Genomic DNA, 22,455 nt, shown 5'->3' with positions numbered 1-22,455 from the left:
TATTGATGAATTTTTATAATAAGTATCTCCACATTTAAATTCTAATATAAATATAATATTTTTATATATTAAGATAGTATCAACTCTTTTTCCCATTCTTGGAATAATGTACTCAAAAATAATCCTTCCTTCTTTTAAAGTATTTAATTGCTCTTTTAATACTTCTATTTCTAATTCCCATGCATATATTTGTTTTGAGGTTACAGCATGAGAGATATTATTAGATTGAATAATTCCAAAAATTTCCTGATTAGATTGATCTAAAAAGTTTTTAATGTCTTCAGAGTAGTAAGATACTAATTTTTTCATATCATTATGTTTGTAATGTTGTTTTAGCGTTTGTGGCTGCGCCGCCACTGCCAGGGAGGCGTCGGGGCGTCGTCCTTCCACAGGCCGAGCCTTTCTTTTCTGGCCATGGCCTCCTCCACCTTCCAGGTCTTGCATATGTCGCTTGTGCAGAAGTAGTCGTAGACCCATGCCATGCCGGCCTGTATCTGTCGCTGATTCACGGAGAGTTCGTCGACACCATTGCCGTCGACAAGATACACAATGGCGACGGAGCGCTTGTAGCTGTCCAGGTACATGGTTTTCAGACGCAGATCCTTGCCTCTGAGGAGCGTTGTCAGGTGTTCCCGGGACTGTCTGCCGAAACGCTGGGCGCTTTCAGGCGCATCGACGCCGTAGAGCCGCACACGTACCGTGCGGTTTTTTTCGTCTTTCAGCTCGAAGCTGTCGCCGTCGGCGGCACGGACGAGGCGGTATTCCCTGTCGTCAGCAGCGGGAGCAGACTTTCCGGCGGAGGCGGCGCGCAGACTTTTGATCGCGCTTTTTGCGGCGTCCGCCACGTGTTCTTCGACGGAACGGTTTTTCCGGGAGGCGACTTCCTGCGCGACATGAACAACGGCGTCTTCCGGCCTGTCCACGGAACCCACATAGGCGGCAACCATGAGAAGCACGCACAAAACGGCGGCTTCCAGACCGTAACGGCCGGAACTTTTTCGTCTGCGGGGAAAGAAGGACTTACGCTTTTTCATCGGCAGGCGCGGCATGGGACAGAAGTTCTTTCAGCGCCGCCGCTATGCCGGAAACGTTGAGTCCCACGTCGGCGCGCAGCCGACGTACCGGACCGTGGGGAATGAAGCGGTCGGGCAGGCCGAGGCGGCGTATCTTGAGGTGGCCGAGGGCGTCGTGGTCGGCAAGAAGCTCCAGCACGGCGGAGGAGAATCCGCCGAGACGACTGCTTTCCTCCACAAGCAGCAGGGCATCGCTTTGGGCGGCAATGTCCAGTATCTGCTTTTCCGGCAGGGGCTTTACCCAGCAGACGTCGAACACGGAGGCGAGAAGTCCGGTCTTTTCCGCGGTGTAGAGCGATGCTTCCACGCAGGGAAAGGCGCGCTGGCCGGCGGCGAGTATGCAGACCTTCGAGTTGCCGCGCAGAAGGAGCTGACCTTCACCGGGAGGAGGATAGCTGCCGGGATGCTGAATGGAGCCCGCAAACCTGAGGCGCGAGGCGTCAAGCTTTCGGCCGCTTCCCCGCGGATAGCGCAGGGCCACGGGCTTGTCCATGGCAAGGGCGATGTCGAGCGCCTTTTTGAGCGAAGCTTCGTCGCGGGGCGCGCCCAGCGTGAGATTGGGCACCACGCGCAGCCATGACAGATCGAACGCGCCGTGATGCGTGGGGCCGTCTTCACCCACGAGACCGGCCCTGTCGAGGCAGAAGGTGACGGGCAGGTTCTGCAGGCAGACGTCATGTATGATCTGATCGTAGGCGCGCTGCATGAACGTGGAGTAGATGGCCACCACCGGATGAAATCCGCGTGAGGCAAGGCCTGCGGCAAAGGTGACGGCGTGTTCTTCGCAGATGCCCACGTCGGCAAAGCGGTTCGGGAAGCGTTCGTGAAAGCCCTGAAGGCCGGTGCCGTCGGGCATGGCCGCCGTGATGGCGAAAATTCTGGGATTTTTTTCCGCGAGACGGCAGAGCTCTTCGCCGAAGGCCCGGCTGAATCCGGGACCGGAGGGCTTCCAGCCCGCAGGCTGGGGAGGCACGTCTATTTCGTCGGCCACGGAGGCGGAAATGCCGTGGAAGTGCGAGGGATCGTTTTCGGCAGGACCGTAACCCTTGCCCTTGCGCGTGCGTATGTGCAGAAGCACGGGCATGTCGAGCTGCTTGGCGGCTTCGAGGTGGCGTTCGAGCTGCGCAATGTCGTGACCGTTGATGGGGCCTATGTAGTTGAACTGAAAGGCCTCGAAGAGCATGCCCGGAGTGAAGAACGACTTGAAGCTGACTTCGCCCTTGCGGATGATGTCCACGATGGAATCGCCCTTGGGCAGGCGTGAAAGCACCTTTGCCACATGCTGCTTGATGTGCATGACCGTGCTGTGGGAAAGGTTGCGGCTGAGAAAGCGGGAGAGCGCCCCCGTGTTCTCGGAAATGGACATTTTGTTGTCGTTGAGGATGACGATGAGCCTGTTGCCCATGCCTCCGGCCTGATTCAGCGCCTCGAGCGCCATGCCGCCGGAGAGCGCGCCGTCGCCGATGACGGCGACCACGTGCTCCCTGCCGCCGCGAAGATCGCGTGCTGCGGCCATGCCGAGGGCGGCGGAAATGGAAGTGGAGGCATGCCCTACGCCGAAGTAGTCGTAGGGACTTTCCGAACGGTTGGGAAAGCCCGAAAGACCGCCGTAGCGGCGCAGGGTGTCGAAGCGGTCGGCTCTGCCCGTAAGCAGCTTCCAGGGGTAGCTCTGATGTCCCACGTCCCATACGATGGGATCATGCGCGGGATCAAAGCAGGAGAGCAGGGCTATGGTGAGTTCCACCACGCCGAGGGATGGGGCAAGATGACCGCCGTTCTGCGTGACCACGCGGATGATGGTGTCCCGCAGCTCCTGCGCCAGTTCCTGCTTGAGGGGAAGGGAAAGTCCCGGGATGTCCTCGGGGAGATGCAGGCTGGAAAGCAGGGGCGTGTCGGTCATGGGAATCCTTGAGGAAACTAATGCGTGCGGTTGACGAGTTTGCGGGCTGTTTCGCGCAGAAAGTCGGCGTCGGGACCGGAAAAGACTCCGTCAAGCGCCTTTTCAGCGGCCAGACAGTGCCTGCGCGCCAGTTCACGCGCCTTTTCCAGACCGACGAGGGACGGCCAGGTGGCCTTGTCGCTTTCTGCGTCGTGCCGCACCTCTTTGCCTACCGTGGCCTCGTCGCCGACGACATCGAGTATATCATCGGTTATCTGAAACGCAATGCCCAATTCACTGCCGTAACAGCGCGCTGCATGACGCTCTTCCGGTGAGGCTTCCGCGAGCACTGCGCCGCATTCACAGGCGTTGAACAACAGAGCGCCGGTCTTTTTTTCATTGAGTATGCGCAGTTCTTCCAGAGAAAGTTTTTTTCCTTCTCCTTCCAGATCCAGCATCTGCCCGCCGACCATGCCCGCGGCACCTGCGGCGTCGGCCGTGAGTCGCACGGCTTCAAGCAGCGCGTGCACGGGCACGTTTGCGCGCGTCATGTGGCTGAAGGCGTTGGTCAGCAGCGCGTCTCCCGCAAGAATGGCCGTGGCCTCGTCGAAGGCCTTGTGGCAGGTGGGACAGCCGCGGCGCAGGTCATCGTCGTCCATGGCGGGCAGATCATCATGGATGAGCGAGTAGGTGTGTATCATTTCCAGACCGGCGGCAAAGGGCAGAACGGCCCCGGTGACTTCTTCGGCCCTGTCCTTCGCACAGGCACGGGCCACGGCAAGGCAGAGCACGGGGCGCAGTCTCTTGCCTCCGGCAAGAAGGCTGTAGCGCATGGCGTCGGACAGACGGGAAGGTATTTCCTTGTCGAGAAAGGCGGCGGAGAGGTACTGTTCCACTCTGCCGCGAAGATCTGCGGGCATATGTCCCCCTTGCATGATGAAAGCCGACCCTGCGGGGCCGCCGGAGCGCGTTCCGGTTTTGTTATTCGTCTTCTGCCTGACTGCCGGCATCGAAGGGTTCGGTCCCCGCTTCCGTGCAGAGGCGTATGTCGTGACGTGCCTTTTCCAGCTGTTCCCGGCAGGCTGCGGCGTGAGCCAGTCCTTCCTTGTAGAGGGCCACGCTTTCTTCCAGCGGGCTGTCGCCGGTCTCCAGGGTGGTCACTATGGCCTGAAGTCGTGCCAGTCGTTCTTCGAAGGTGGGTTCTTTCTTTTTCATCGGGCACTCCGGTTTTTTCCGGCCGGTTGCTTGTTGTCGAAAATGCTGCGGGTGGGGCCGCCCACAAGCTGCGGCGGGTCCGCGAAAAGGGGCATGACGTCCACGGCCGTGCCTTGAACCAGAAGACCGAGATGCAGATGCGGCCCGGTCACGCGCCCCGTGGAGCCGGAACGACCGATGACCTGTCCTCTTCTTACCCTCTGTCCGGGCGTGACGTCAAAGGCCGAGAGATGAGCATAGGTGCTCACGACGCCCTGACCGTGGTCGATGTATACGGTGTTGCCGCCGAAATACTGCGCTTCGGCAAGAAGAACGGTGCCGTCGGCCACGGCAAGCACCTTTGCCCCTTCCGGGCTGCGCATGTCCGTGCCCTTGTGGGGCGCACGGGGCTTGCCGTTGAACACGCGACGGCCCCCGAAGGGACTGGTCACGCCGCCGGGAACCGGCTTCAGCAGCGGCAGCGTCCAGAGCTTTTTTGTGCGCACGGCAAGAGCCTCGCGACTGCGCCTGGCGTCGCGGGCTATCTGTTCCTGTACCTTGCGGGGCGGTTCAACGTATTTGGGAGCCACCTTCAGAATGCTTTCGGGCCACGGCACGGATACGGCCGTCACCGCGACGGACTGCGCTTCTCCGTTGACCGTCAGCGTGAGGGAACTTTTCCCCCGGGCGTCCAGCGGCATGGCCAGAAGCATTTCCGCCTTCCAGAGTCCGTCTCCTTCGCATTCGGCCTGCACGCGGAAGGACTCGCCGCGCCAGACAAAGACCGCCTCAAAAGGAGCGGAATCCGTGACGGCTGCCGGAAATGCGTGGCCCTGACTTACCCTTGCGGGCACGGAAATTTCCGCGGCCTCCGCATTCCCCGAGAGTGTGAAAACGAGCATGAGTGCGATCAGAAGACGTTTCATGAGACAAGCCGTCCGGATGCGTTGAAAAGGTTCGGAAAAATCATGACTGCCGGGCGTCGTCGGACGCCGACGTCTCCACGCCGGTCACGGTGCCGAGAATGCGTCCGTCGGCGAGCATGACGGAAATCGCCCGTCCCGGCGAGGTCTGCGTGACGGAGCGCAGGATTTTGCCCCCGTCGTCGCAGGCCATGGCATAGCCGCGGCGCAGAGGCGCAAAGGGGTCGAGCGCCTGAAGGCGCGCCTCCAGCCTCGTGAGCGCCTTCTCTTCGGCCATGCCCGTCATGCGGCCGAGAGGCAGAAGCGCCGCTCGGCGCCGCTCCACCTCGGCTTCGGCCTTTTGAAGCCGGGCTTCTCCCGCGCCGGCAAGGCGCAGGGAGAGACGCTCCAGCGTCGAGGCGAGAGCATCCATGCGGGAAGTCTGGGACCGCAGTGCCGCGCTCAGCTTTTCCACGTCGCGCGAGTCTTTTTCCACGCGGCTTTCCAGTCCGGCGCGCATGCGCCGCGTCAACGCCTCCAGACGTTCGCTCTGGGCCCTCATCCTTTCCGAGGGCGAGAGAAGAGAAAGCGCACGTCCGGCGTGTTCGAGCCTGAGGGACAGCGTGTTCAGCCTGCGCGAAAGGGCCGCCTGAAGCGCCGTTTCCAGCCCGTCGACGTGCTGGGCGAGGACATGGCGTTCCTCCCAGAGCAGCTGAGCGGTGTGGCTCGGGGTGGCGGCGGAATAGTCGGCCGTGAAGTCGGTGATGCTGTGATCGATTTCGTGGCCTATGCCCGCAAGGACCGGAATGGGACAGCGGTACACGGCTCTGGCCACGCGTTCGTCGTTGAAGGCCCAGAGATCCTGTACGGAGCCGCCGCCTCGTATGAGCACGACGACCTCTGCCCATCCGTCGCGTCCGACCCGATCCAGAGCATCCACGATGCGCGGGGGCGCGTCTTCTCCCTGCACGGGCACGGGATGGATGCGTATTTCCGAGCCGAGACCGCGCGTTGAGCTTATGCGGATGAAATCGCGTATGGCGGCTCCGCCGGGCGCGGTGATGACGGCGACTTTCCGGGGCTCCCGGGGAATGGGGCGCTTTCTGGCCGCGTCGAACAGACCTTCGGCCGCAAGCCTGCGCTTGAGCGCTTCAAATTCCTGATGCCACAGACCGAGTCCCGCGGCCTGCGCAAGGTCGACGATCATTTGATACTGGCCGCGCGCGCCGTAGACGGTAAGACGTCCGGCACAGATGAGCGTCTGTCCGTTTTCCATGGTGCGCGCAAGGCTCGGCCGAGGTCCGTCCTCCCACACCTCTCCGGTGAGCGGGTCGAAGGCTTCATCCTTCTGCTGCCTTTTGAACCAGACGCAGTTCAGCAGGCTGTCGTCTTCCTTCAGGGAAAAATAGACATGGCCGGAGGAGGGACGGGAGAGATTGGTCACCTCGCCCTGTACCCAGACGTACGGAAAGCGGGCCTCCACGGTCTGGCGCAGTCGTTCCGTCACCTGTCGCACACTGAGAATGGCGTCCATGTCTTCTCTCCGAAAAATGTCCGTGTCGGAAAAAGAGCAGGAGGAAACGCTTCCGGCGCGGAGGACACGCGTCTGCGGCTTCAGAAGGGACCGACGCCCTTTTTTTGGCGCATGCGCGGGATAAACGTGTCCGCCCCGGACTTCTTCCTCGGAAGGGCGAAGCCGCGTGGCGGAAGGTGCCGCCCGGGACCTGAGCCGGGCGGCGTCATGTCAGCGCTTCCAGCAGTCCAGCACGGACTGATACCAGGCGGGGAAGTCCTGCTCGAAGCTGTCGGCCGGAATGGTGGACTTCTCGCCGGTGCGGCGGTTCTTCACTTCCACCACGCCCTGGGCAAGGCCCTTGCCGCCCACGGTGATCTGGATGGGCAGACCGATGAGATCGGCGTCCTTGAACTTCACGCCGGGGCGTTCCTCGCGGTCGTCGTACAGCGTTTCCATGCCGCGGGCGGTGAGGAAGGCGTCGATGGCGTCGCATTTGGCGGCCACTTCGGCATTCTTCGGATCGAGGCAGACGATGTGCGCGTCGAAGGGAGCGAGCTGCGGCGGGAACATGATGCCGTGCTCGTCGAAGTTCTGTTCGATGCAGGCGGCCACCACACGGGACACGCCGATGCCGTAGCAGCCCATGATCATGAGCTTTTCCTTGCCGTTTTCGTCAAGGAACACGGCGTGCAGCGCTTCGCTGTACTTGGTGCCGAGCTTGAAGATGTGGCCCACTTCGATGCCGCGCTTGATTTCCAGAGGACGACCGCAGCAGGGGCAGGGATCGCCGGCCACGGCGTTGCGCAGATCCGCCCATTCGATGGGCAGAGCGACGTCGCGCACAAGGCTTACGTGGCGCACATGGGCGTCGGCCTTGTTGGCTCCGGCAATCCAGTCGTTGGCGGCCATGAGTTCCTTGTCGGCGTAGATCTTTTCCACGCCCCTGAGTCCGACGGGACCGGCAAAGCCCACGGGCGCGCCGGTCATGGCCTGCACCTGTTCGGGCGTGGCGAACTGGATGTCGTCGGCATCGATGAGGTGGGTGAGCTTGATTTCGTTGAGTTCGCGGTCGCCGCGCAGAAGCACGGCCACGGGCTTTCCGTCGGCCATGAAGAGCAGGGTCTTGATGAGCTTGTCCGCAGGCACGCCGAGGAAGGCGCACACTTCCTCAATGGTGTGCTGGCCGGGCGTGGCCACTTCTTCCATGGAGGGGCAGGGCGTTTCGTCCTGCGTGAAGGTCGTGCTGATGGGCGCACGCTCCACGTTGGCGGCCCAGGTGCACTCGGGCCAGTTGGTGCAGGCGGCAATGGCGTCTTCGCCGGTTTCGGCAAGCACCATGAATTCATGGGAGAAGTTGCCGCCGATGGCGCCGGAATCGGCTTCCACGGGACGGAAGTCGAGGCCCATGCTGCTGAATATCTTGTGATACGCTTCCTTCATGGAAGCGTAGCTTCTGTTCGCGCCCTCGTCGTCCACGTCGAAGGAGTAGCCGTCCTTCATGAGAAATTCGCGGCCGCGCATGAGGCCGAAGCGGGGACGCACCTCGTCGCGGAACTTGGTCTGAATCTGATAAAGATTCAGGGGAAGCTGACGGTAGGATTTCACTTCGCCGCGCAGAAGGTCGGTCATGACCTCTTCATGGGTGGGGCCGAGGCAGTAGTCGCGGTCGTGCCTGTCCTGAAAGCGCAGAAGCTCCTTGCCGTACTTCTTCCAGCGGCCGGATTCCTGCCAGAGTTCGGCGGGCTGCACCATGGGAAGCAGCACTTCGATGGCTCCCGCGGCGTTCATTTCGCGGCGGACGATGTCCTTGGCCTTTTCCAGGGTGCGGAGACCGAGCGGCAGCCAGGTGTAGATGCCGCTCGTGAGCTTGCGAATCATGCCCGCGCGCACCAGCAGCTTGTGGCTGATGACTTCGGCGTCGGCGGGGGCTTCCTTCAGGGTGGGGATGTAGTAACGGCTCCAGCGCATAGAGGATCCTTCAGTCGTTAGAGGTAAGAAGTTTGTCGAGTTCTTCAAGAAAGGCCTTGAGCAGCGCTTCCTGACCGTTCACGGAACGCAGGATGCTGCCTTTGCGGAAAATGACGCCCTTGTCGCGTCCGCCGGCCAGACCGATGTCGGCTTCGCGGGCTTCTCCCGGGCCGTTGACCACGCAGCCCATGACGGCGATCTTGAGATGGCTTTTGGCCGCCGCAGGATGGGACTGCACGTATTCTTCCACCTTTTCGGCCATGCCGATGAGGTCTATTTCCGTGCGGCCGCAGGTGGGACAGGAAACGATTTCCGGTCCGCGGCTGCGAAGGCCCGTGGCACGCAGGATTTCCCAGGCCACGGCCACTTCCCGCACGGGGTCGGCCGTGAGAGAGACGCGTATGGTATCGCCTATGCCCTCAAAAAGCAAAAGGCCGAGACCCACCGCGGATTTCACCGTGCCGCGCATGGGCGTGCCCGCCTCGGTGACGCCGAGATGCAGGGGGTAGTCGGTCCGCTCTGCCATGAGGCGGTAGGCGGCTATGGTGTCGGGCACGGAGGAGGACTTGAGCGACACCTTGATGTCGTGGAAACCGCGTTTTTCCAGCATGCGCACATGGGAGAGCGCGCTTTCCACCAGAGCTTCGGGCGTGGGACCGCCGTAGCGCGCAAGGAGATCCTTTTCCACGGAACCGCTGTTCACGCCCACGCGTATGACGGCGCCGTTCGCCTTTGCGGCCGCGGCAAGACTGTCCACGGGGCCTTCGCCGCCGATGTTGCCGGGGTTGATGCGGAGCCCCTTGAGCCCCGCGTCGAGAGCGGCAAGAGCCAGACGGTAGTCGAAGTGGATGTCGGCCACGAGCGGCACGGGAGAGTGGTCCACAATGGTGCCGAGCGCGGAGGCTGCCTTTTCGTCGGGCACGGCGAGGCGCACGATTTCGCAGCCTGCGGCATGAAGCCTTTGTATCTGTTCCAGCGTGGCCGCGGCGTCGCGCGTGTCGGTATTGGTCATGCTCTGCACCACGACGGGCGCGCCGCCGCCGATGAGCACGTTGCCGAGCCTCAGCTGCCGGGTGTGATTTCTGTGGGGAGCGTTCATGATTTCTCCTTGAAGGTGCGCAGATGGTGTAGCGCGTCCCAGGTGTAGATGACAAGAGCCAGCCAGATGACGGGGAAGGATATCATGTCGGAAGGCTTCATGCTTTCACCGAGCACGGTGATGGCCAGAAGGAAGGATATGGAAGGGCTGACGTACTGAAGTATGCCGATGGTGGCCAGAGTGACGCGGCGCGCGGCATAGCCGAACATGAGAAGCGGAAGCCCCGTGAAGGCGATGGTGCAGATGAGAAGCACCGGCCGCAGCGGGCCGTATCCCATGATGCCGAAACCCGGCTCCGTGAAACCGAGCCAGAGCAGCGCGGCGGGCATGAGCATGAGGGCCTGAAGGAAGAGGCTGGGGGCCGAAGCCATGCGAAGAGTCTTCTGCACATAGCCGTACAGGGCGAAGGAGAGCGCGAGAATGAATCCGATCCAGGGAATGTGTCCGTAGGCGAGGATGCTGGCCGCCACGCCCACGAAGGCCAGAGCGATGGCCGCAGCCTGCGGGCGAGAGAGCGTTTCGCCGAGGAAAAGCCGCCCCATGAGCACGTTGAGAAGGGGCGTGATGAAATAGCCGAGCGAAGACTCCACGATGCGGCCGCTTGTGACGGCCAGCAGATAGACGCTCCAGTTGAGACCGAGCAGCAGCGCGGCGGCGAAAAGCGGCAGCAGAAGCCTTTTGTTTTCGAGCGCCGTTCTGACCGCATGGAGCTGACGGGTCGCGAGAAGCACGAGACCGAGGAAAACCACGGTCCATATCATGCGGTGCGACATGATGGAAATGGGATTCAGACCGCCGAGCAGCGGCCAGAAAAGTACGGCGACGCCCCAGAGCAGGTGGGCGAAAAGTCCCGCTCCGGTACCGGCGCAGGAGCCGGAACACTCTTTGGGCAGGAGGGAGGGCAGGTGTGGATGCATCATGGCGGAGAGGGAGAGCGGACGCCCGGAAGAGAGGAAGAAGACGCCCCGCGCGGCGGCTGCGGCTTCGCTGCAATCAGCAAGTCCGCTCCCCCGTCTGACGGCGGAAGAGCGGACTGCAAAAGACAAAGACTGTGGCCCGCGGAAACGAGCGGGAGACTGCTCCGTCAGGGAACCGGCATCATGCGGAACTCCGGACGGAAAGGCAGAGGCTTCGGGCTGCTCGCTAGCGGTTGAAGGAACGGGCGTAGAGTTCCACGATGGCGCGGCGGCCGTTGGCTTCGAGGAAGCGGGTGCCGGTGGCGGTGAAGCGGGAATGCTTGATGATGGGATTTTCCTTCTTCACCCAGTCGTCGTTGATCCAGCGGAACCAGGCGTCGCGCTTCTGGTCGAAGACCAGCAGAGGCTTGTTGCACAGCTTGGCGAATTCGGCGCCCCAGCCCGTGCCGCCCTTGACGGTCTTGTCGTCCTGAATTTCACCGACGACCAGCACTTCGCTGCCGCTGCTCACCTGCCAGCAGATGGACTGGAGGACTTTGCGGAACAGGGGAGCGCGGGTGTACTCGCGGCCCATGAGGCGGGAAACATAGGTCATGCTGACGTCCTTGAGCGCCAGTTCGTCCTGAGTGAGCACGCGAACGCCGCGCGTGCGCTCTATCTGATGGCCTTCAAAGCTGTAGTTGACCTCTTCGATGCCCCAGGCTTCGGCCTGAGCGCCAAAGAACTGTTCCGCGCCGGCCGCGCCGCCGCTGAAAAGAACGCACTGTTTCGGATCAAGCATCTGGTCCTCCCAGAGTAGATAGTGTTGCTGAAAAGGGTAAACATGGATCCTGCGGAGGATCAGTATTCAGGTTCGACGCGACGGGTGCCGTTGGCCCCCACGACGATGCGCACGCGCTGTCCGGGAGTGATGTAGGGGTCCTTGCCCTGAACGATGACTTCTTCGCTGCCGTTGTCGTAGCGCACGGTGATCTGAAGGCCGGTCTGATGGGACGTGAGATCTCCCGCTCCTGCCCCGGCCGCGCCGCCCAGAAGTGCGCCGCCCACGGTGGCCAGAGTGCGGCCGGAGCCGCTGCCTATGGTGCTGCCGATGACGCCGCCGGCGATGGCGCCCACAAGTGCCCCGGCCGTCTGCCGGGAACTGGAATTGCTGTTGATGTTCACTTCCCTCACTTCCGTGGCCGTGGCCCGGTACACGGTGAAGGACTGACGGGCTTCTCCGGCATTGTAGTCGTAACCGCCGAGCTGCGGCCCGCAACCCGGAAGAGCGGGCAGGGCGATGGCCATGACTGCGGCCAGAACAAGGGCTGACGATTTACGAAAAGGCATAAGGGGTCTCCTGTAAAGACAAGGTGGAAACAAGAGTGCTTCCATCATAACCAGCTTGCGGGGAATGTCCAGTTAAGAACACGTCGCAGCCTTGCCGGCAAAGGCCCGGAAGGTATTCACCTCTCCTTCGTGCGTTAAATAAAAGACCCCGGCAAGCCGGGGCGGAAAAAGGCTGACCTGGCAGCCTCAGTGACTAGTAGCGGGGGCGGGGAGCACGGGGCTTCGCTTCGTTCACGCGCAGGGTGCGGCCGCCGAAGTTGGTGTTGTCCAGAGCTTCAATGGCAGCGGCAGCGGCGGGATCTTCCATCTCGACAAAACCAAAACCACGGGCACGCCCCGTTTCACGGTCGCTCACCAGCTTCACGGAGAGCACGTTGCCGTAGGCGGCAAAAAGATTCTGAACCTGCTCTTCGGTGGCGGACCAGGGAAGATTCCCGACATAAATAGACTTGGCCATGAGAAAAACCTCACACAAAAGAAATCTAAAACCCACACCCTGCTCCGGCAAACCGATTGCCCAGAGTGTCTCTCCTGTCTATCAGCTATGCACCAACGGGAAAAGCAAGTCAATGCGTATTTGGTATTTTTTTCTCATTTTATCAGCATAAATTTTTGGGATCTCTTGCAGAATTGCCATTAAATGCAGAAAAATCCGCGCTTCAGAAGCAGAAGGCGCCGTATGTTTTCCCTGCGGCATCCGCTCTTTCCGGCATGGCGGAGAAGAGGGGGACGTCTGATGAAGCCCCGGGCGTCGACAGAATTGCCGAAGCAGACAAAAAATTAAAAATATCTATACTTAATGAAGTGTTATGTGCTTTCTGAACAAGGATTGTGAAGAGGAGTATAATGAGCGCATTTGTCCGTGAAGGGGGAGAGCTCTCGCGCAAGGCGCCGGTGGCTCTGCGTCGGCCCGCTCTCCTTCGGAGCCGACGCAGGGAAAGTCCGACATTTCGACGGCCCGTTCGCTGATGCCGCAGGAATTCCGCTTCGTCAGGCCTGTCTGCGCTTGAACAGCTTTTCGAGATCCGCCTTTTCCAGCGTGACGGCGCAGGGACGACCGTGCGGGCAGAAATCCGGCGATTCGGTGCGAAGCCACTGGCGCACAAGAGTCATGGCGTCGTCTCTCGTGAGGTGCTGGCCTGCGCGTATGGCCGTGGCGCAGGCGTGATGAATCCAGGTTCCTTCCAGATCGTCCACGCGGCCGGAGAGCGCCTCGCGCAGAAACGCGGAGGCCTCGGAACGATCCATTTCCGGGGGAATGCTCTGCACAAGGCAGCGTCGTCCCCGGCAGGACGTTTCAAAACCGAGACGAAGCAGCGTGTCCTTGAGTTCCAGCAGTCTTTCCGCCTCCGCGGGATGGAGATCCATTTCCAGAGGCACGAGAAGAGGCTGCGCCACGCCGCGTGAACCGCCCGAACGGAATTTTTCGTAGAAAATGCGTTCGTGCATGGCGTGCTGATCGAGCAGAAGCAGCGTGTCGTCGTTCTGAGAGAGCACGAGGTAGGTTCTGGCGACCTGGCCGAGATAGCGGAAGCCGCGCAGGGGAGAATCCTCGACGGGCGCATCGTTTTTTTTCTCCGGCATGGGCAGTTCGAGGGATTCGGGAGTCCTTTTCGGCTCAGGGACGGACGGCGCTTCGGAAGTCGGAGCGGCATCCGTTTCTTCGGGAGCCGCCGCGGCGGGAGCGGTGATCTTCGAAGCCGGTGCGTCGGCTTCGGGAAGGAAGTCTTCTTCCGGCATGACGGAGCGCATTTTTCCCTGCCCTTCGTCGAAGTCGCTTTCCCTGTGATCCGGCAGGGGAGGAATGTTCGAAGGCCGGGGAGAATGCACGGCGTGGCCGGACGTTTCGCGGGGATGGTCCGGATTGGGACGTCCGGTGAAGAAGTCGCGTTCCGGCGTGCTGCGTTCGCGCAGGCCTGCCGGGGAAAAGTCGTCATCCCGGTCGGACGGCAGGGGAGCCGGCATTTTTTGGGGCTTCGCCATGACGCGTACGGCGTCTGCCTCGCCCCAGAATCCCAGCGGATGAACGGGGCGTTCTCTGTTGGACCTGGAGACGGCGTCGTGTTCCGTCGCCTCCGCCCTGTGCTCCGCAAAGCGCTCCGAGGCCAGAGGCACGCCCGCAAGCGCGCTGCCGACGGCGCGCAGCACCGCGGAGAACACCGCCTGTTCATCGCGGAAGCGCACTTCGTTTTTGGCGGGATGAACGTTCACGTCCACCTCTTCCGGCGGCATGTCGAGGAAAAGCACGGTCTGCGGGTAGTCCCGGCTGGTGAGCCTTCCCTGATACACCTGACGCACGGCCCGCATGAGCAGTCGGTCGTTCACGGCGCGACCGTTGACGAAAAAGAGCATCCTGTCGGCGCGCGGCTGCGATGAGCGGGGGTCGGAGGTGAGGCCGTGAAGACGCATGCCGCCCGTGGTGACGTCGAAGGGGCGAAGCGCGTCCACGATGGCGGGCGGCCAGAGCAGCGCCATGCGGCGCGCAAGCGTCTGCCCTGCCTCAAAGCGCGCGATTTCCCGGGTACCGGCCTTGAGCGTGAAGGAGGCGTCCGTTCTTGCGAGCGCCATTCGCGTAAAGAGTTCCAGGGTCTTCTTCTGTTCCGTGGCCGGACTTTTAAGGAATTTCAGCCGGGCGGGAACGTTGGAGAAAAGTTCTGAGACCTCGACCACGGTGCCGTGATTGAGGGCCGCAGGAGAGACGCCCTTTATGGTGCCGTAGAGCACGCTGATGCAGTGGGCATCGCCTGTGGAACCGTCGTCTTCCAGAGGGGCGGAGATCATGCGGAAGCGCGACACGGACGCGATGCTGGGCAGCGCCTCGCCGCGGAAACCGTAGGAGCGTATGTTCATGAGATCGCCTATGTCGGCGATCTTGCTGGTGGCATGACGGGTCACGGCCAGTTCGAGCTGGTCTCCGGGCATTCCCCGGCCGTCGTCGGTTACGCGGATGAGCGTCTGGCCGCCGTTTTCAAGCTCCACGAGAACGCTGGAAGCCCCGGCGTCCAGGCTGTTTTCCACAAGCTCCTTGACCACGCTGGCCGGTCGTTCCACCACTTCGCCCGCGGCGATCTGGTTGGAAAGTTCGGGAGGAAGAAGACGTATCGTTTTTCTGGCTGAATCGTTCATGGGGTTCCCCGGCTGAGGTGACGGCGCGGCACAGTGTCCGGAAGTATTTTCCGGCGAATTTTCAGGAAGTCAAGAAGAGGCTCCGCCAGAAGGCTTCTTCGTCGGGAGGCCTCATTTTTGCGGGTGCGGCTCGAAAAAGGCGTCACGAAACCGCTCTATCCGGCGGCGAAGGGAGTTTTTTCGGAGCGAAGAGCGTCGATTGTCGCTGCCGCCTGCGGTCGGAGGAACACGGAAAAGAGAAGGAAAGGCGTCAGGAACCGGCTTTCCTGCTCCGTCTGCGGACGGGACGCGGTGCGCTGGCGCTCTGACGCAGCATATGAAAATAGAGCTCCCGCCCCACCCAGGCGTCGGTGGCGGCATATTTTATCTGCTGCTGCGTAAGCTCGTGGTTTTCCCAGTTGGAACACTGGGCGCTCTTGCTGATGCGGAATCCCAGAAGATTGGCGGAGAGGGTGCGCAGCCCCTGCGCCTGGATGCCGCGGGCCCGGGCCATGGCTGCAAGGTCCACCACGCCGTCGGCCTGAAAGGGATGGATGCGGGCAAGGGCCTTCATGTCGTCGTGAATGGCCACGCCCACCTTCAGCACGCGCGGCGAGGCGAGCAGCTCGGCGATCTCGTCGCAGAAGGCGACGCGGGTGAGCTGGATGAGATAGGCCGTGTCCGCCGTGGCAAGCTGGATGAGGGCGGGACTGCACGTCTTGCCCTTGGTGAAGGTGGGACGCGTTTCGGTGTCGAAGCCGAGCACGTGTTCCGTCCGCAGGTCTTCCAGCGCAGAGGCAAGCGCCTCCTCGGTCTGCACGAGCACGATGGGACCTTCCCACGCGCGAAGAGGAAGAAGATTGATTTCCTCCTTGCTCAGGGACGGCTGAAGAACGACAGGCGAGAGGGCCTGCTTTTGCTGAGTATGTGGTGCTGGCGCGGTGATGACGGACATGAATGATAACCTTCTCGTCAAGAACTAGCATGGAACGCGGCCGCGGGCAAGCCGTTCGTTCCGGCTCCGGGCAAGGGGCGCAAGGGGACGGCGGCATTCGTTCGGATGGGGGCGGGGCTGAACGAAGAACGGAGCGGGAGTCGATTGTTCATCGGCGGAGGAAAAGACCGGACATGCCGGGAGGTTCCGTTCTGCGGGACGTGCATGGGGAGAGAGAGGGGCCGCCGCTCCCCGGGACCTTGTCGCGTTTTTTCCGTGAAAAGGCGCAGAAGCCGCGCCATGAAAAAGCGCTGCCGAAAAAGCTTCGGCAGCGCATAAGGCATGAAGGAGTTGACCGGCCGCTCACTTTCCGATGCAGAAGCTCGAGAAAATGGCGTTCAGCGTGTCTTCCGTGCTGTTCAGGCCGGTGATGTCGGCAAGGTGAGCGCAGGCCGTTTCCAGATGAATGCTGCAAAGATCGGGCGGAACGGACAGGGCGATGGCCTGCCTGAGTTCGTCCAGGGCTTGCAGCGCGCGGCGAAGCTGACTTGCCTGACGGAGGTTGGGCGCGATGTCGCCTTCTTCCGGCGTTTCGTTTCCGAGGCAGAGCGCGCGCACGGCGGCGGAAAGTTCGTCGATGCCCTCGCCCCGTCTTGCCGAAACGCTCATGAGACGCGCGCCGTGGAAGGAGGTCGTCTTTTCGGGCTGCGGTACGAGGTCGGCCTTGTTCCAGATGACGAGGCAGCGTTCCGGTCCGAGTTCCTCCACAAGCCTGCCTTCCGCGTCGAAGACCGAAAGGGGATCGCCGGAAGCGGAGGAAATGCGCGTGCCGTCCAGCACCACAAGAACGCAGCGTGCGCTTTTGGCAAGCTCTTTGCCGCGGCGCATGCCTTCAAGCTCTATGCTGTCCTCGCTGTGCTCGCGAAGTCCTGCGGTGTCCACGAGACGCACGGGCAGACCGGAAAGCGACGTTTCTTCTTCCAGATAGTCGCGGGTGGTTCCCGGCTTTTCCGTGACGATGGCGCGTTCTCGGCCGAGAAAGGCGTTCATGAGGCTGGACTTGCCCGCATTCACCTGTCCGGCAAGCACCACCAGGGCGCCCTCGCGCCAGCAGCGGGCCCGTTCGTATCCGGCAAGAAGGGCGCGTATGCCTGCGGCCACTTCTTCGGTGATGGCGTCGAATTCCTGAGGCGGCAGACATTCTCCTTCCTCGTCCGGAAAGTCGATGGCGAGGCAGATGCGCTGACGCAGGTATTCCAGCCTTCCCCGCAGCTCTTCCACTCTGCGGCCGAGCAGCCCGTCCAGCTTGGCCGCGGCAAGGTGCACGCCTTCCTTCGAGGGCGCGGCGATGAGCTCGGCCACGGCTTCGGCCTGGGAAAGATCCATGCGTCCGTTCAGAAAGGCGCGCCTTGTGAACTCTCCGCGTTCCGCCATGCGCGCCCCGCGCGAAAGAGCGGATTCAAGCAGTGCGGAGAGCACGGCCGGTCCGCCGTGTCCCTGAATTTCGGCGCAGTCTTCGCCGGTAAAGGAGTGCGGTCCCTTGAAGAATACCACAAGGGCGTCGTCGGCCTCGCATCCCTCGGCGTCGAGCACATGACCGTGATGCAGCATGCGCGGCGCAAAGTCATGAAACGAAGGACTCGACGGCCGGAACATGGACAGAAGAATGTCGTGCGACGCAGGGCCGGAAAGACGTATGATGCCCACGCCGCCGGCTCCGGGAGCCGTGGCCACGGCCGCAATGGTGTCGGTCACGTCTTTTTTTTCGTCACCGCTCATTTGTCGAGCTCCGCCCGGATCATGGAGGCAAGAGCCGGATCTTCGCAGATGCGCGCCGCCGTTTCGTAGTTGGCGCGGGCCTTGTCTTCCTGCTTCAGATGATAGCGGTAGATGACGGCGAGGCTGTAGCGGGTGGCGGCGTCGTCCTTGAGAGAGATGGAGCGTTCAAGCTGCGCTGCGGCTTCCGCCCAGTTGCCCTCGCGGGAGAGCAGCACGCCCAGAAGGTAGGGCGGACGGTGATCGGAAGGAGCGGCCACGAGGGCCCGCTGCGCCATTTCCCTGGCGCCGTCGTTGTTGCCCTGTTCGGCAAACAGGCTCGAGAGCTGCAGAAGCGTGTCCACGTCGTTGGGGTTGTCCTTCATTTTCTGCATGAGCCCCATGATGGCCTGTGCCTGCGGGGAGTCTGCTCCCTGCTCCATCATGCTGCGCATGGCGTCGCCGCCGGAAGCGTTCTGCATGGCGGAGGCGGGAGCCTTCTGCCGGATGAGCGGATGATCACCCATGCGCCAGGCCACGGAAAGAACGAACATGGCGGCGAGCCCGAGGGAAAGCGCGCCGAGAACGATGCGGCGGGAGGAATCAGTCATGGTCGGCCTCCCACTGGGAAAGACGGCGTTCAAGTCTTTTCTGCGAGGCGGCCAGGAAGGCCGCATAGAGCCCGAGTCCTATCCAGAGCGCGGCGTTGGCCGCCATGAGCCAGGTAACTGCAGTCATGGTATGTCTCCTCGCCTTTCGGCGTGGTATCAGTGTTGTTCCTTTTCATCCTCTGCCATCATGCGCTCGAACATGAGCACGTCGAGCCTGCGCCCGAGCAGCATCTGCCGGTAGCGCAGCAGGAGCATGGCAAGCCACACGAGACCGAAGCTCAGCACGCAGGCAATGACGGCCACGGCCATTTCCGGTTCCAGCCCGCCTCCTTCCGAGGCGAACACCGCGGGGTGGATGGATCTCCACAGTCTTGCCGAAAGAAAGACCAGCGGAACGTCGAGAAAGCCCGCAATGGCCACCACGGACGAGAGCGCGGCCCTGCGGCTTTCCGGCATGGGCATGGAGCGCACGGCCATGAAGCCAGCGTAGATGAACCACAGGATGAGCGCCGTGGTCAGGCGGGGATCCCATGTCCACCATACCCCCCAGGAGTGACGCCCCCAGATGGAGCCCGTGACGAGCGTGAGGGTGCACAGAAGCATGCCGGTTTCCACGGCCGAGGCGCAGAGCAGGTCGTACTTCGGGGCGCGGGTTTTCAGATACAGAATGCCTGCCGCGCAGGAGAGCGCGAAGCTGATGAGGCCCCACCAGGCAAGCGGCAGATGGATGTAGAATATTTTCTGGGCCAGTCCCATGACCTGTTCCTCGGGCGCGTACACAAAGACGAGCCACTGACAGACGGCCATGGCCAGGCCGCCCAGAAGGGCGAGAACGGCAAGGCGAGAACGAAACATCAGTCATCTCCGCTGTAGACAAAGGGGAAGAGGAGAAGTCCGGCGGCAAGAAAAAGGCCGTCGAACGCCGCGGCAAGACCCATCCAGCGCAAGGCGTCGTCGAGCATGGGATCGGGGTCCATGCCCATGGAAACGAGGCGCACTCCGGCAAGGAGCATGGGCACGAGCAGGGGAAAGAGCACGATGGACAGAAGCGATTCTCTTCCGCCCCTGCCTGTGGACAGCGCGCCGAGCAGGGAGCCGGAAGCGGCCATGCCCACGTCGCCGAGAAGAATGCCGAGAAGGGCCGTGGGCCACGCCTCGCCGAGGTGCTGGCCGAGAAACACGAAGATGGCGGGCACGAAGATGCACTGGGCCGCCATGATGAGCAGCACTCCGGCAAGCGCCTTGCCGAGCCATACGCCCTGCACGGGAGCGGGAAGAAGCACGAGGCCGAGCCTTGCCTGCGCCGTTTCCTCCACGGCGTAGAGCATGTTGAAGATGAGCACCTGACAGAAGGCCGAGGCCAGCCAGAACATGGCGGCCGCCGCCTGGGGGCTGAGTCTGTCGCCCGCGTTCAGGGACAGGCTGAACAGAAACACGAGCAGCAGCCCGAGCAGCAGAGCCTGCATGAGTCCGGCGCCGCGGGAGAGCGTGAGCTTGAGATCCTTTCCGCATACGGCAAGAGCGCACCGCATCATGACAGACCACCTGCCTCTTCCCGGAGGGAACGGTTTTCCAGCGTGAGCACGCGGTCGGCATGACGTGAGTCGCCGGAGGTGTCATGGCTGATCCACAAAATGGCTGCGCCCTCGCTTCGTGCCTTCAACATGAGCTCCATGAGCATGGCTCGGGAGGACACGTCGAGGCCCGTGGCGGGCTCGTCGAGAAGAATGAGCGAGGGCTCTGCGAGAAGAAGTCTCGCAAGGTTGAGTCGCTGCGCCATGCCCCGGGAAAAGATGCCCGCACGCTCATGCGCGTGCCTCAGGAGTCCTACCGTCTCAAGAGCTTTCGTCACTCTTTCCCCGGCATGGTCGAGGCCTGCCGCACGGGCCCAGAACAGAAGGTTTTCCTCCGCGTCCAGCCCGGGATAAAGAAAGGTGGCATGGGCCATGTAGCCGAGTTTTTCATCGGGAACGCGGCGCAGCACCGTGCCGGAGTCCGGCTTCGTGAGCCCCGCCATGACGCGCATGAGCGTGGACTTGCCGGCGCCGTTGGCTCCGGCAAGAAGCGAGAGCGTGCCCGGCATGAGCGCAAGGTCGATGCGGCGGAAGAGCAGCCGCGGCCCGAAGGCCTTGGCCACGCTTTGAAGCTCGAGAAGAGGCCGCGCGCCGTCCATCAGCGTTCCGCGCCTTCCCCGTCGTCGGACGAGCTTTCGGGACGGCGTCTGCGACGCAGACCGAGAAGAGGGGCGAGGCTCATGAGCGCGCCGCCTATCCACAGCCAGTTCACAAGAGGATTGGCGCTCATGCGGAGCACGGCTTTCGAGCCGTTTACGCCGAGAAGCGTGGCGTAGAACTCGCTGCCGAGCGAGGAGTGCGTGGTGGCCTCGGAAAAGGCGTAGCGCGGGAACTTGTCGTACAGGCGGCGCTGCGGCGACACCGTGGCCACCACTTCTCCGTCTTTGGAAAGCTGAAGCTCGGCCTCGATGAAGTCGAAGGCGTTTCCGCGTCCCTCATACATGTTGGAGAGGGTCACGCTGTAGGGGCCGACCTGCGCCGCCTGCCCCTGGGCGAGTTCCAGCTCCACTTCCTGCTTGTACGGACCGGAGAAGGAAATGCCGAGAGCCACGAGCGCCACGCTCAGATGGACGAGGCAGGCCATGAGGGAGGGCATCCATGCGCGGGTGGACTTTTCGGCCAGCATGAGCGCCATGCTCACGATGAGGGCCGCGCTCAGCGAGGCGCTCATGAGCGGCAGGGCCTGCGTGATGCCCACGCGCCAGAAGACGATGAGCGCGCCGCAGAAGGCGGCGAAAACGATGACGAGCTTGCGCCAGTTGCGCATGCCGCCCTGCCATTTGAGCCATGGGCAGGCGAGAAGCAGAGCGAGCATGACGGTGAAGAGCGGCAGGCACACGCGGTTGTAGAAGTGCTGATCGAGGCCCACGGGACGTTCGGTCCACAGCTTGCTTATGACCGGCCAGAGCGTGGCAAGCAGAATGACGAGGCACAGCGCCATGAGCAGCCATACCGTCATGACCACGAAGCCCTCGCGGGTTTCAAGGCCGCCGAGCTCGCGGGGATTTTCTTCCTTAGCGAAGAGGGAGATGAAGGTGATGACCACAAGGAAGGCCAGCACGAAGAAAAGCAGATAGGGGCCGGTGCCGTTGCCGCCGAAGGCGTGCACGGAGTTCACCACGTCGCCGCGCACGAGATAGGTGGCGAAGAAGGCCGAAACCGTGGTGAGGCTCATGAGGAAGATGTTGACCCTGTGCAGCTTGCCGCGCCGTGTTTCCACGATGCCGGTATGCAGGGCGGCGGTGCCGATGAGCCAGGGCAGAAGCGAGGCGTTTTCCACGGGATCCCAGGCCCAGTAGCCGCCCCAGCCGAGCTCCATGTAGGCCCACCAGCCGCCGAGCACGATGCCCGCGGTGAGAAAGAGCCAGCCGGTGAGGGTGAAGGGACGGGCCACGTCGAGCCAGTGCATGGGATCCTTCTGGGAGCTCATGGCCTGGGCGAGGGCGAGGCAGCCGGGAATGACGAAGCCGCCGTAGCCGAGGAAGAGCAGCGGCGGATGGAAGATCATGCCGGGATTCTGGAGCAGGGGATTGAGGCCCTGACCGTCGGCGGGAGCGGGGACGCTCACGAGGAAGGGATTGCTCCAGGTGGAGAGCAGAAGGCCGAAGAAGGCCATGATGGTCAGAAAGAAGATGAGAAACCAGCTTCTTGTTTCTTCGGAAAGGGAGCGATAGGTGCGGGTGAAGAGAAAGGCCGTGCCGCACACGGACACCATGAGCGCCCAGAAAAGCATGGAGCCTTCGTGTCCGCCCCAGAAGGCCGTGCAGCGGTAGAAGAGAGGCAGGGCCCTGTCGGTGTAGTTCGCCACATAGTCCACGGAAAAGTCGCAGACCACGAAGGCGTACATGAGAATGCCGGAAGATATCAGCAGGCAGAGGGAACCTGCGCCCTGCGCGTATTCGAGCCAGCGCAGTTCGGAGTGCTTGCCCTGAAGAAGCTGCGCCGTGCCGATGGCGGCTCCGGCGAGCGCGGCGAACAGTGAGATGAGAAGACAGACATAGGCGGCAAGATACATGGAAGCTCCTGAAAAGGAAAAAGGCGGACGAAAAGGTCTCGGAAACGACGGAAAGGGAACGGCCGGAGGCTCGTTCCCTTTCCG

General features: G+C 62.2%; 23 protein-coding genes. 1 reads left to right on the top strand and 22 read right to left on the bottom strand.

What is annotated here, in order from left to right:
- From QZZ60_RS00830 to QZZ60_RS00770, 13 genes are all read right to left on the bottom strand, one after another.
- A partial coding sequence (locus QZZ60_RS00830; RefSeq protein ID WP_295636458.1) for a hypothetical protein occupies positions 1 to 309 on the bottom strand: 309 nt, incomplete at its 3' end.
- 23 nt (positions 310 to 332) lie between these two features.
- Positions 333 to 1,034, bottom strand: a complete 702-nt coding sequence (locus QZZ60_RS00825) for a thermonuclease family protein (RefSeq protein WP_295636455.1) — start codon at positions 1,032 to 1,034, stop codon at positions 333 to 335.
- Positions 1,021 to 2,973, bottom strand: coding sequence for a 1-deoxy-D-xylulose-5-phosphate synthase (gene dxs, locus QZZ60_RS00820; RefSeq protein ID WP_295636452.1), 1,953 nt, complete (start codon positions 2,971 to 2,973; stop codon positions 1,021 to 1,023). Before dxs ends, QZZ60_RS00825 begins: the two co-directional genes overlap by 14 nt.
- A 17-nt stretch (positions 2,974 to 2,990) precedes the next feature.
- A complete protein-coding gene (locus tag QZZ60_RS00815) occupies positions 2,991 to 3,872 on the bottom strand; it encodes a polyprenyl synthetase family protein (protein ID WP_295636449.1) in 882 nt (293 codons plus the stop codon).
- Positions 3,873 to 3,933: 61 nt separating this feature from the next.
- The gene (xseB, locus tag QZZ60_RS00810) at positions 3,934 to 4,167 is read right to left on the bottom strand and encodes an exodeoxyribonuclease VII small subunit (protein WP_295636446.1); all 234 of its coding nucleotides are present in this window, start codon (positions 4,165 to 4,167) and stop codon (positions 3,934 to 3,936) included.
- Entirely contained in the window at positions 4,164 to 5,072 is a 909-nt protein-coding gene (locus QZZ60_RS00805) for a M23 family metallopeptidase (RefSeq protein ID WP_295636444.1), read from the bottom strand. The genes xseB and QZZ60_RS00805 overlap by 4 nt, the downstream gene beginning before the upstream one ends.
- Before the next feature lie 40 nt (positions 5,073 to 5,112).
- On the bottom strand, positions 5,113 to 6,582 hold the full coding sequence (gene xseA / locus QZZ60_RS00800; RefSeq protein ID WP_295636442.1) for an exodeoxyribonuclease VII large subunit: 1,470 nt from the start codon (positions 6,580 to 6,582) through the stop codon (positions 5,113 to 5,115).
- Positions 6,583 to 6,792: 210 nt separating this feature from the next.
- Positions 6,793 to 8,532 (bottom strand): proline--tRNA ligase, encoded by a 1,740-nt coding sequence (locus QZZ60_RS00795; protein ID WP_295636439.1) that lies wholly within the window; start codon positions 8,530 to 8,532, stop codon positions 6,793 to 6,795.
- A gap of 10 nt (positions 8,533 to 8,542) precedes the next feature.
- Positions 8,543 to 9,631: a flavodoxin-dependent (E)-4-hydroxy-3-methylbut-2-enyl-diphosphate synthase gene (ispG, locus tag QZZ60_RS00790; RefSeq protein ID WP_295636436.1), complete on the bottom strand. Its 1,089-nt coding sequence runs from the start codon at positions 9,629 to 9,631 to the stop codon at positions 8,543 to 8,545.
- A complete protein-coding gene (gene rarD / locus QZZ60_RS00785; RefSeq protein ID WP_295636434.1) occupies positions 9,628 to 10,677 on the bottom strand; it encodes an EamA family transporter RarD in 1,050 nt (349 codons plus the stop codon). Before rarD ends, ispG begins: the two co-directional genes overlap by 4 nt.
- Before the next feature lie 97 nt (positions 10,678 to 10,774).
- On the bottom strand, positions 10,775 to 11,329 hold the full coding sequence (locus QZZ60_RS00780; RefSeq protein ID WP_295636431.1) for a hypothetical protein: 555 nt from the start codon (positions 11,327 to 11,329) through the stop codon (positions 10,775 to 10,777).
- Between the two features lie 59 nt (positions 11,330 to 11,388).
- Positions 11,389 to 11,877 (bottom strand): glycine zipper 2TM domain-containing protein, encoded by a 489-nt coding sequence (locus tag QZZ60_RS00775; RefSeq protein ID WP_295636428.1) that lies wholly within the window; start codon positions 11,875 to 11,877, stop codon positions 11,389 to 11,391.
- A 193-nt stretch (positions 11,878 to 12,070) separates the two neighbouring features.
- On the bottom strand, positions 12,071 to 12,334 hold the full coding sequence (locus QZZ60_RS00770) for an RNA-binding protein (protein ID WP_294445761.1): 264 nt from the start codon (positions 12,332 to 12,334) through the stop codon (positions 12,071 to 12,073).
- Between the two features lie 65 nt (positions 12,335 to 12,399).
- Here QZZ60_RS00770 and QZZ60_RS00765 point away from each other — a divergent pair, with 65 nt between their 5' ends.
- On the top strand, positions 12,400 to 12,699 hold the full coding sequence (locus QZZ60_RS00765) for a hypothetical protein (protein ID WP_295636425.1): 300 nt from the start codon (positions 12,400 to 12,402) through the stop codon (positions 12,697 to 12,699).
- A 168-nt stretch (positions 12,700 to 12,867) separates the two neighbouring features.
- Here the strand turns inward: QZZ60_RS00765 and mutL are convergent, their stop codons facing one another.
- The 9 genes from mutL to QZZ60_RS00720 all read right to left on the bottom strand — a co-directional run bounded on the left by mutL (position 12,868) and on the right by QZZ60_RS00720 (position 22,371).
- A complete protein-coding gene (mutL, locus tag QZZ60_RS00760; protein WP_295636422.1) occupies positions 12,868 to 15,003 on the bottom strand; it encodes a DNA mismatch repair endonuclease MutL in 2,136 nt (711 codons plus the stop codon).
- Positions 15,004 to 15,253: 250 nt separating this feature from the next.
- Positions 15,254 to 15,937 carry a 3'-5' exonuclease gene (locus QZZ60_RS00755; RefSeq protein ID WP_295636419.1) on the bottom strand — a complete coding sequence of 228 codons (684 nt, stop codon included), beginning with the start codon at positions 15,935 to 15,937 and terminating at the stop codon, positions 15,254 to 15,256.
- Between the two features lie 342 nt (positions 15,938 to 16,279).
- The gene (gene mnmE / locus QZZ60_RS00750) at positions 16,280 to 17,695 is read right to left on the bottom strand and encodes a tRNA uridine-5-carboxymethylaminomethyl(34) synthesis GTPase MnmE (protein WP_295636416.1); all 1,416 of its coding nucleotides are present in this window, start codon (positions 17,693 to 17,695) and stop codon (positions 16,280 to 16,282) included.
- Positions 17,692 to 18,282: a tetratricopeptide repeat protein gene (locus QZZ60_RS00745; protein WP_295636413.1), complete on the bottom strand. Its 591-nt coding sequence runs from the start codon at positions 18,280 to 18,282 to the stop codon at positions 17,692 to 17,694. The genes mnmE and QZZ60_RS00745 overlap by 4 nt, the downstream gene beginning before the upstream one ends.
- Positions 18,275 to 18,409: a CcmD family protein gene (locus tag QZZ60_RS00740; RefSeq protein ID WP_294445751.1), complete on the bottom strand. Its 135-nt coding sequence runs from the start codon at positions 18,407 to 18,409 to the stop codon at positions 18,275 to 18,277. The genes QZZ60_RS00745 and QZZ60_RS00740 overlap by 8 nt, the downstream gene beginning before the upstream one ends.
- A gap of 29 nt (positions 18,410 to 18,438) precedes the next feature.
- The gene (gene ccsA, locus QZZ60_RS00735) at positions 18,439 to 19,137 is read right to left on the bottom strand and encodes a cytochrome c biogenesis protein CcsA (protein WP_295636409.1); all 699 of its coding nucleotides are present in this window, start codon (positions 19,135 to 19,137) and stop codon (positions 18,439 to 18,441) included.
- On the bottom strand, positions 19,137 to 19,817 hold the full coding sequence (locus QZZ60_RS00730) for a heme exporter protein CcmB (protein ID WP_295636406.1): 681 nt from the start codon (positions 19,815 to 19,817) through the stop codon (positions 19,137 to 19,139). Before QZZ60_RS00730 ends, ccsA begins: the two co-directional genes overlap by 1 nt.
- Positions 19,814 to 20,455 carry an ABC transporter ATP-binding protein gene (locus tag QZZ60_RS00725; protein ID WP_295636403.1) on the bottom strand — a complete coding sequence of 214 codons (642 nt, stop codon included), beginning with the start codon at positions 20,453 to 20,455 and terminating at the stop codon, positions 19,814 to 19,816. The genes QZZ60_RS00730 and QZZ60_RS00725 overlap by 4 nt, the downstream gene beginning before the upstream one ends.
- Positions 20,455 to 22,371 (bottom strand): cytochrome c-type biogenesis CcmF C-terminal domain-containing protein, encoded by a 1,917-nt coding sequence (locus tag QZZ60_RS00720; RefSeq protein WP_295636399.1) that lies wholly within the window; start codon positions 22,369 to 22,371, stop codon positions 20,455 to 20,457. The genes QZZ60_RS00725 and QZZ60_RS00720 overlap by 1 nt, the downstream gene beginning before the upstream one ends.
- Between the last annotated feature and the right edge of the window lie 84 nt (positions 22,372 to 22,455).

It is taken from the genome of uncultured Mailhella sp., from assembly GCF_905187505.1.
Taxonomy (GTDB): Bacteria; Desulfobacterota; Desulfovibrionia; order Desulfovibrionales; family Desulfovibrionaceae; genus Mailhella.
The sequence above is the reverse complement of the archived record's forward strand: the minus strand, read 5'-3'. Positions and strand labels throughout refer to the sequence as shown.

Coding starts and splice junctions, on each gene's coding strand:
- QZZ60_RS00825 (WP_295636455.1), bottom strand. CDS start 1,034: ATGAAAAAGCGTAAGTCCTTCTTTCCCCGCAGACGAAAAAGTTCCGGC.
- dxs (WP_295636452.1), bottom strand. CDS start 2,973: ATGACCGACACGCCCCTGCTTTCCAGCCTGCATCTCCCCGAGGACATC.
- QZZ60_RS00815 (WP_295636449.1), bottom strand. CDS start 3,872: ATGCCCGCAGATCTTCGCGGCAGAGTGGAACAGTACCTCTCCGCCGCC.
- xseB (WP_295636446.1), bottom strand. CDS start 4,167: ATGAAAAAGAAAGAACCCACCTTCGAAGAACGACTGGCACGACTTCAG.
- QZZ60_RS00805 (WP_295636444.1), bottom strand. CDS start 5,072: ATGAAACGTCTTCTGATCGCACTCATGCTCGTTTTCACACTCTCGGGG.
- xseA (WP_295636442.1), bottom strand. CDS start 6,582: ATGGACGCCATTCTCAGTGTGCGACAGGTGACGGAACGACTGCGCCAG.
- QZZ60_RS00795 (WP_295636439.1), bottom strand. CDS start 8,532: ATGCGCTGGAGCCGTTACTACATCCCCACCCTGAAGGAAGCCCCCGCC.
- ispG (WP_295636436.1), bottom strand. CDS start 9,631: ATGAACGCTCCCCACAGAAATCACACCCGGCAGCTGAGGCTCGGCAAC.
- QZZ60_RS00780 (WP_295636431.1), bottom strand. CDS start 11,329: ATGCTTGATCCGAAACAGTGCGTTCTTTTCAGCGGCGGCGCGGCCGGC.
- QZZ60_RS00775 (WP_295636428.1), bottom strand. CDS start 11,877: ATGCCTTTTCGTAAATCGTCAGCCCTTGTTCTGGCCGCAGTCATGGCC.
- QZZ60_RS00770 (WP_294445761.1), bottom strand. CDS start 12,334: ATGGCCAAGTCTATTTATGTCGGGAATCTTCCCTGGTCCGCCACCGAA.
- mutL (WP_295636422.1), bottom strand. CDS start 15,003: ATGAACGATTCAGCCAGAAAAACGATACGTCTTCTTCCTCCCGAACTT.
- QZZ60_RS00755 (WP_295636419.1), bottom strand. CDS start 15,937: ATGTCCGTCATCACCGCGCCAGCACCACATACTCAGCAAAAGCAGGCC.
- mnmE (WP_295636416.1), bottom strand. CDS start 17,695: ATGAGCGGTGACGAAAAAAAAGACGTGACCGACACCATTGCGGCCGTG.
- QZZ60_RS00745 (WP_295636413.1), bottom strand. CDS start 18,282: ATGACTGATTCCTCCCGCCGCATCGTTCTCGGCGCGCTTTCCCTCGGG.
- QZZ60_RS00740 (WP_294445751.1), bottom strand. CDS start 18,409: ATGACTGCAGTTACCTGGCTCATGGCGGCCAACGCCGCGCTCTGGATA.
- ccsA (WP_295636409.1), bottom strand. CDS start 19,137: ATGTTTCGTTCTCGCCTTGCCGTTCTCGCCCTTCTGGGCGGCCTGGCC.
- QZZ60_RS00730 (WP_295636406.1), bottom strand. CDS start 19,817: ATGATGCGGTGCGCTCTTGCCGTATGCGGAAAGGATCTCAAGCTCACG.
- QZZ60_RS00725 (WP_295636403.1), bottom strand. CDS start 20,455: ATGGACGGCGCGCGGCCTCTTCTCGAGCTTCAAAGCGTGGCCAAGGCC.
- QZZ60_RS00720 (WP_295636399.1), bottom strand. CDS start 22,371: ATGTATCTTGCCGCCTATGTCTGTCTTCTCATCTCACTGTTCGCCGCG.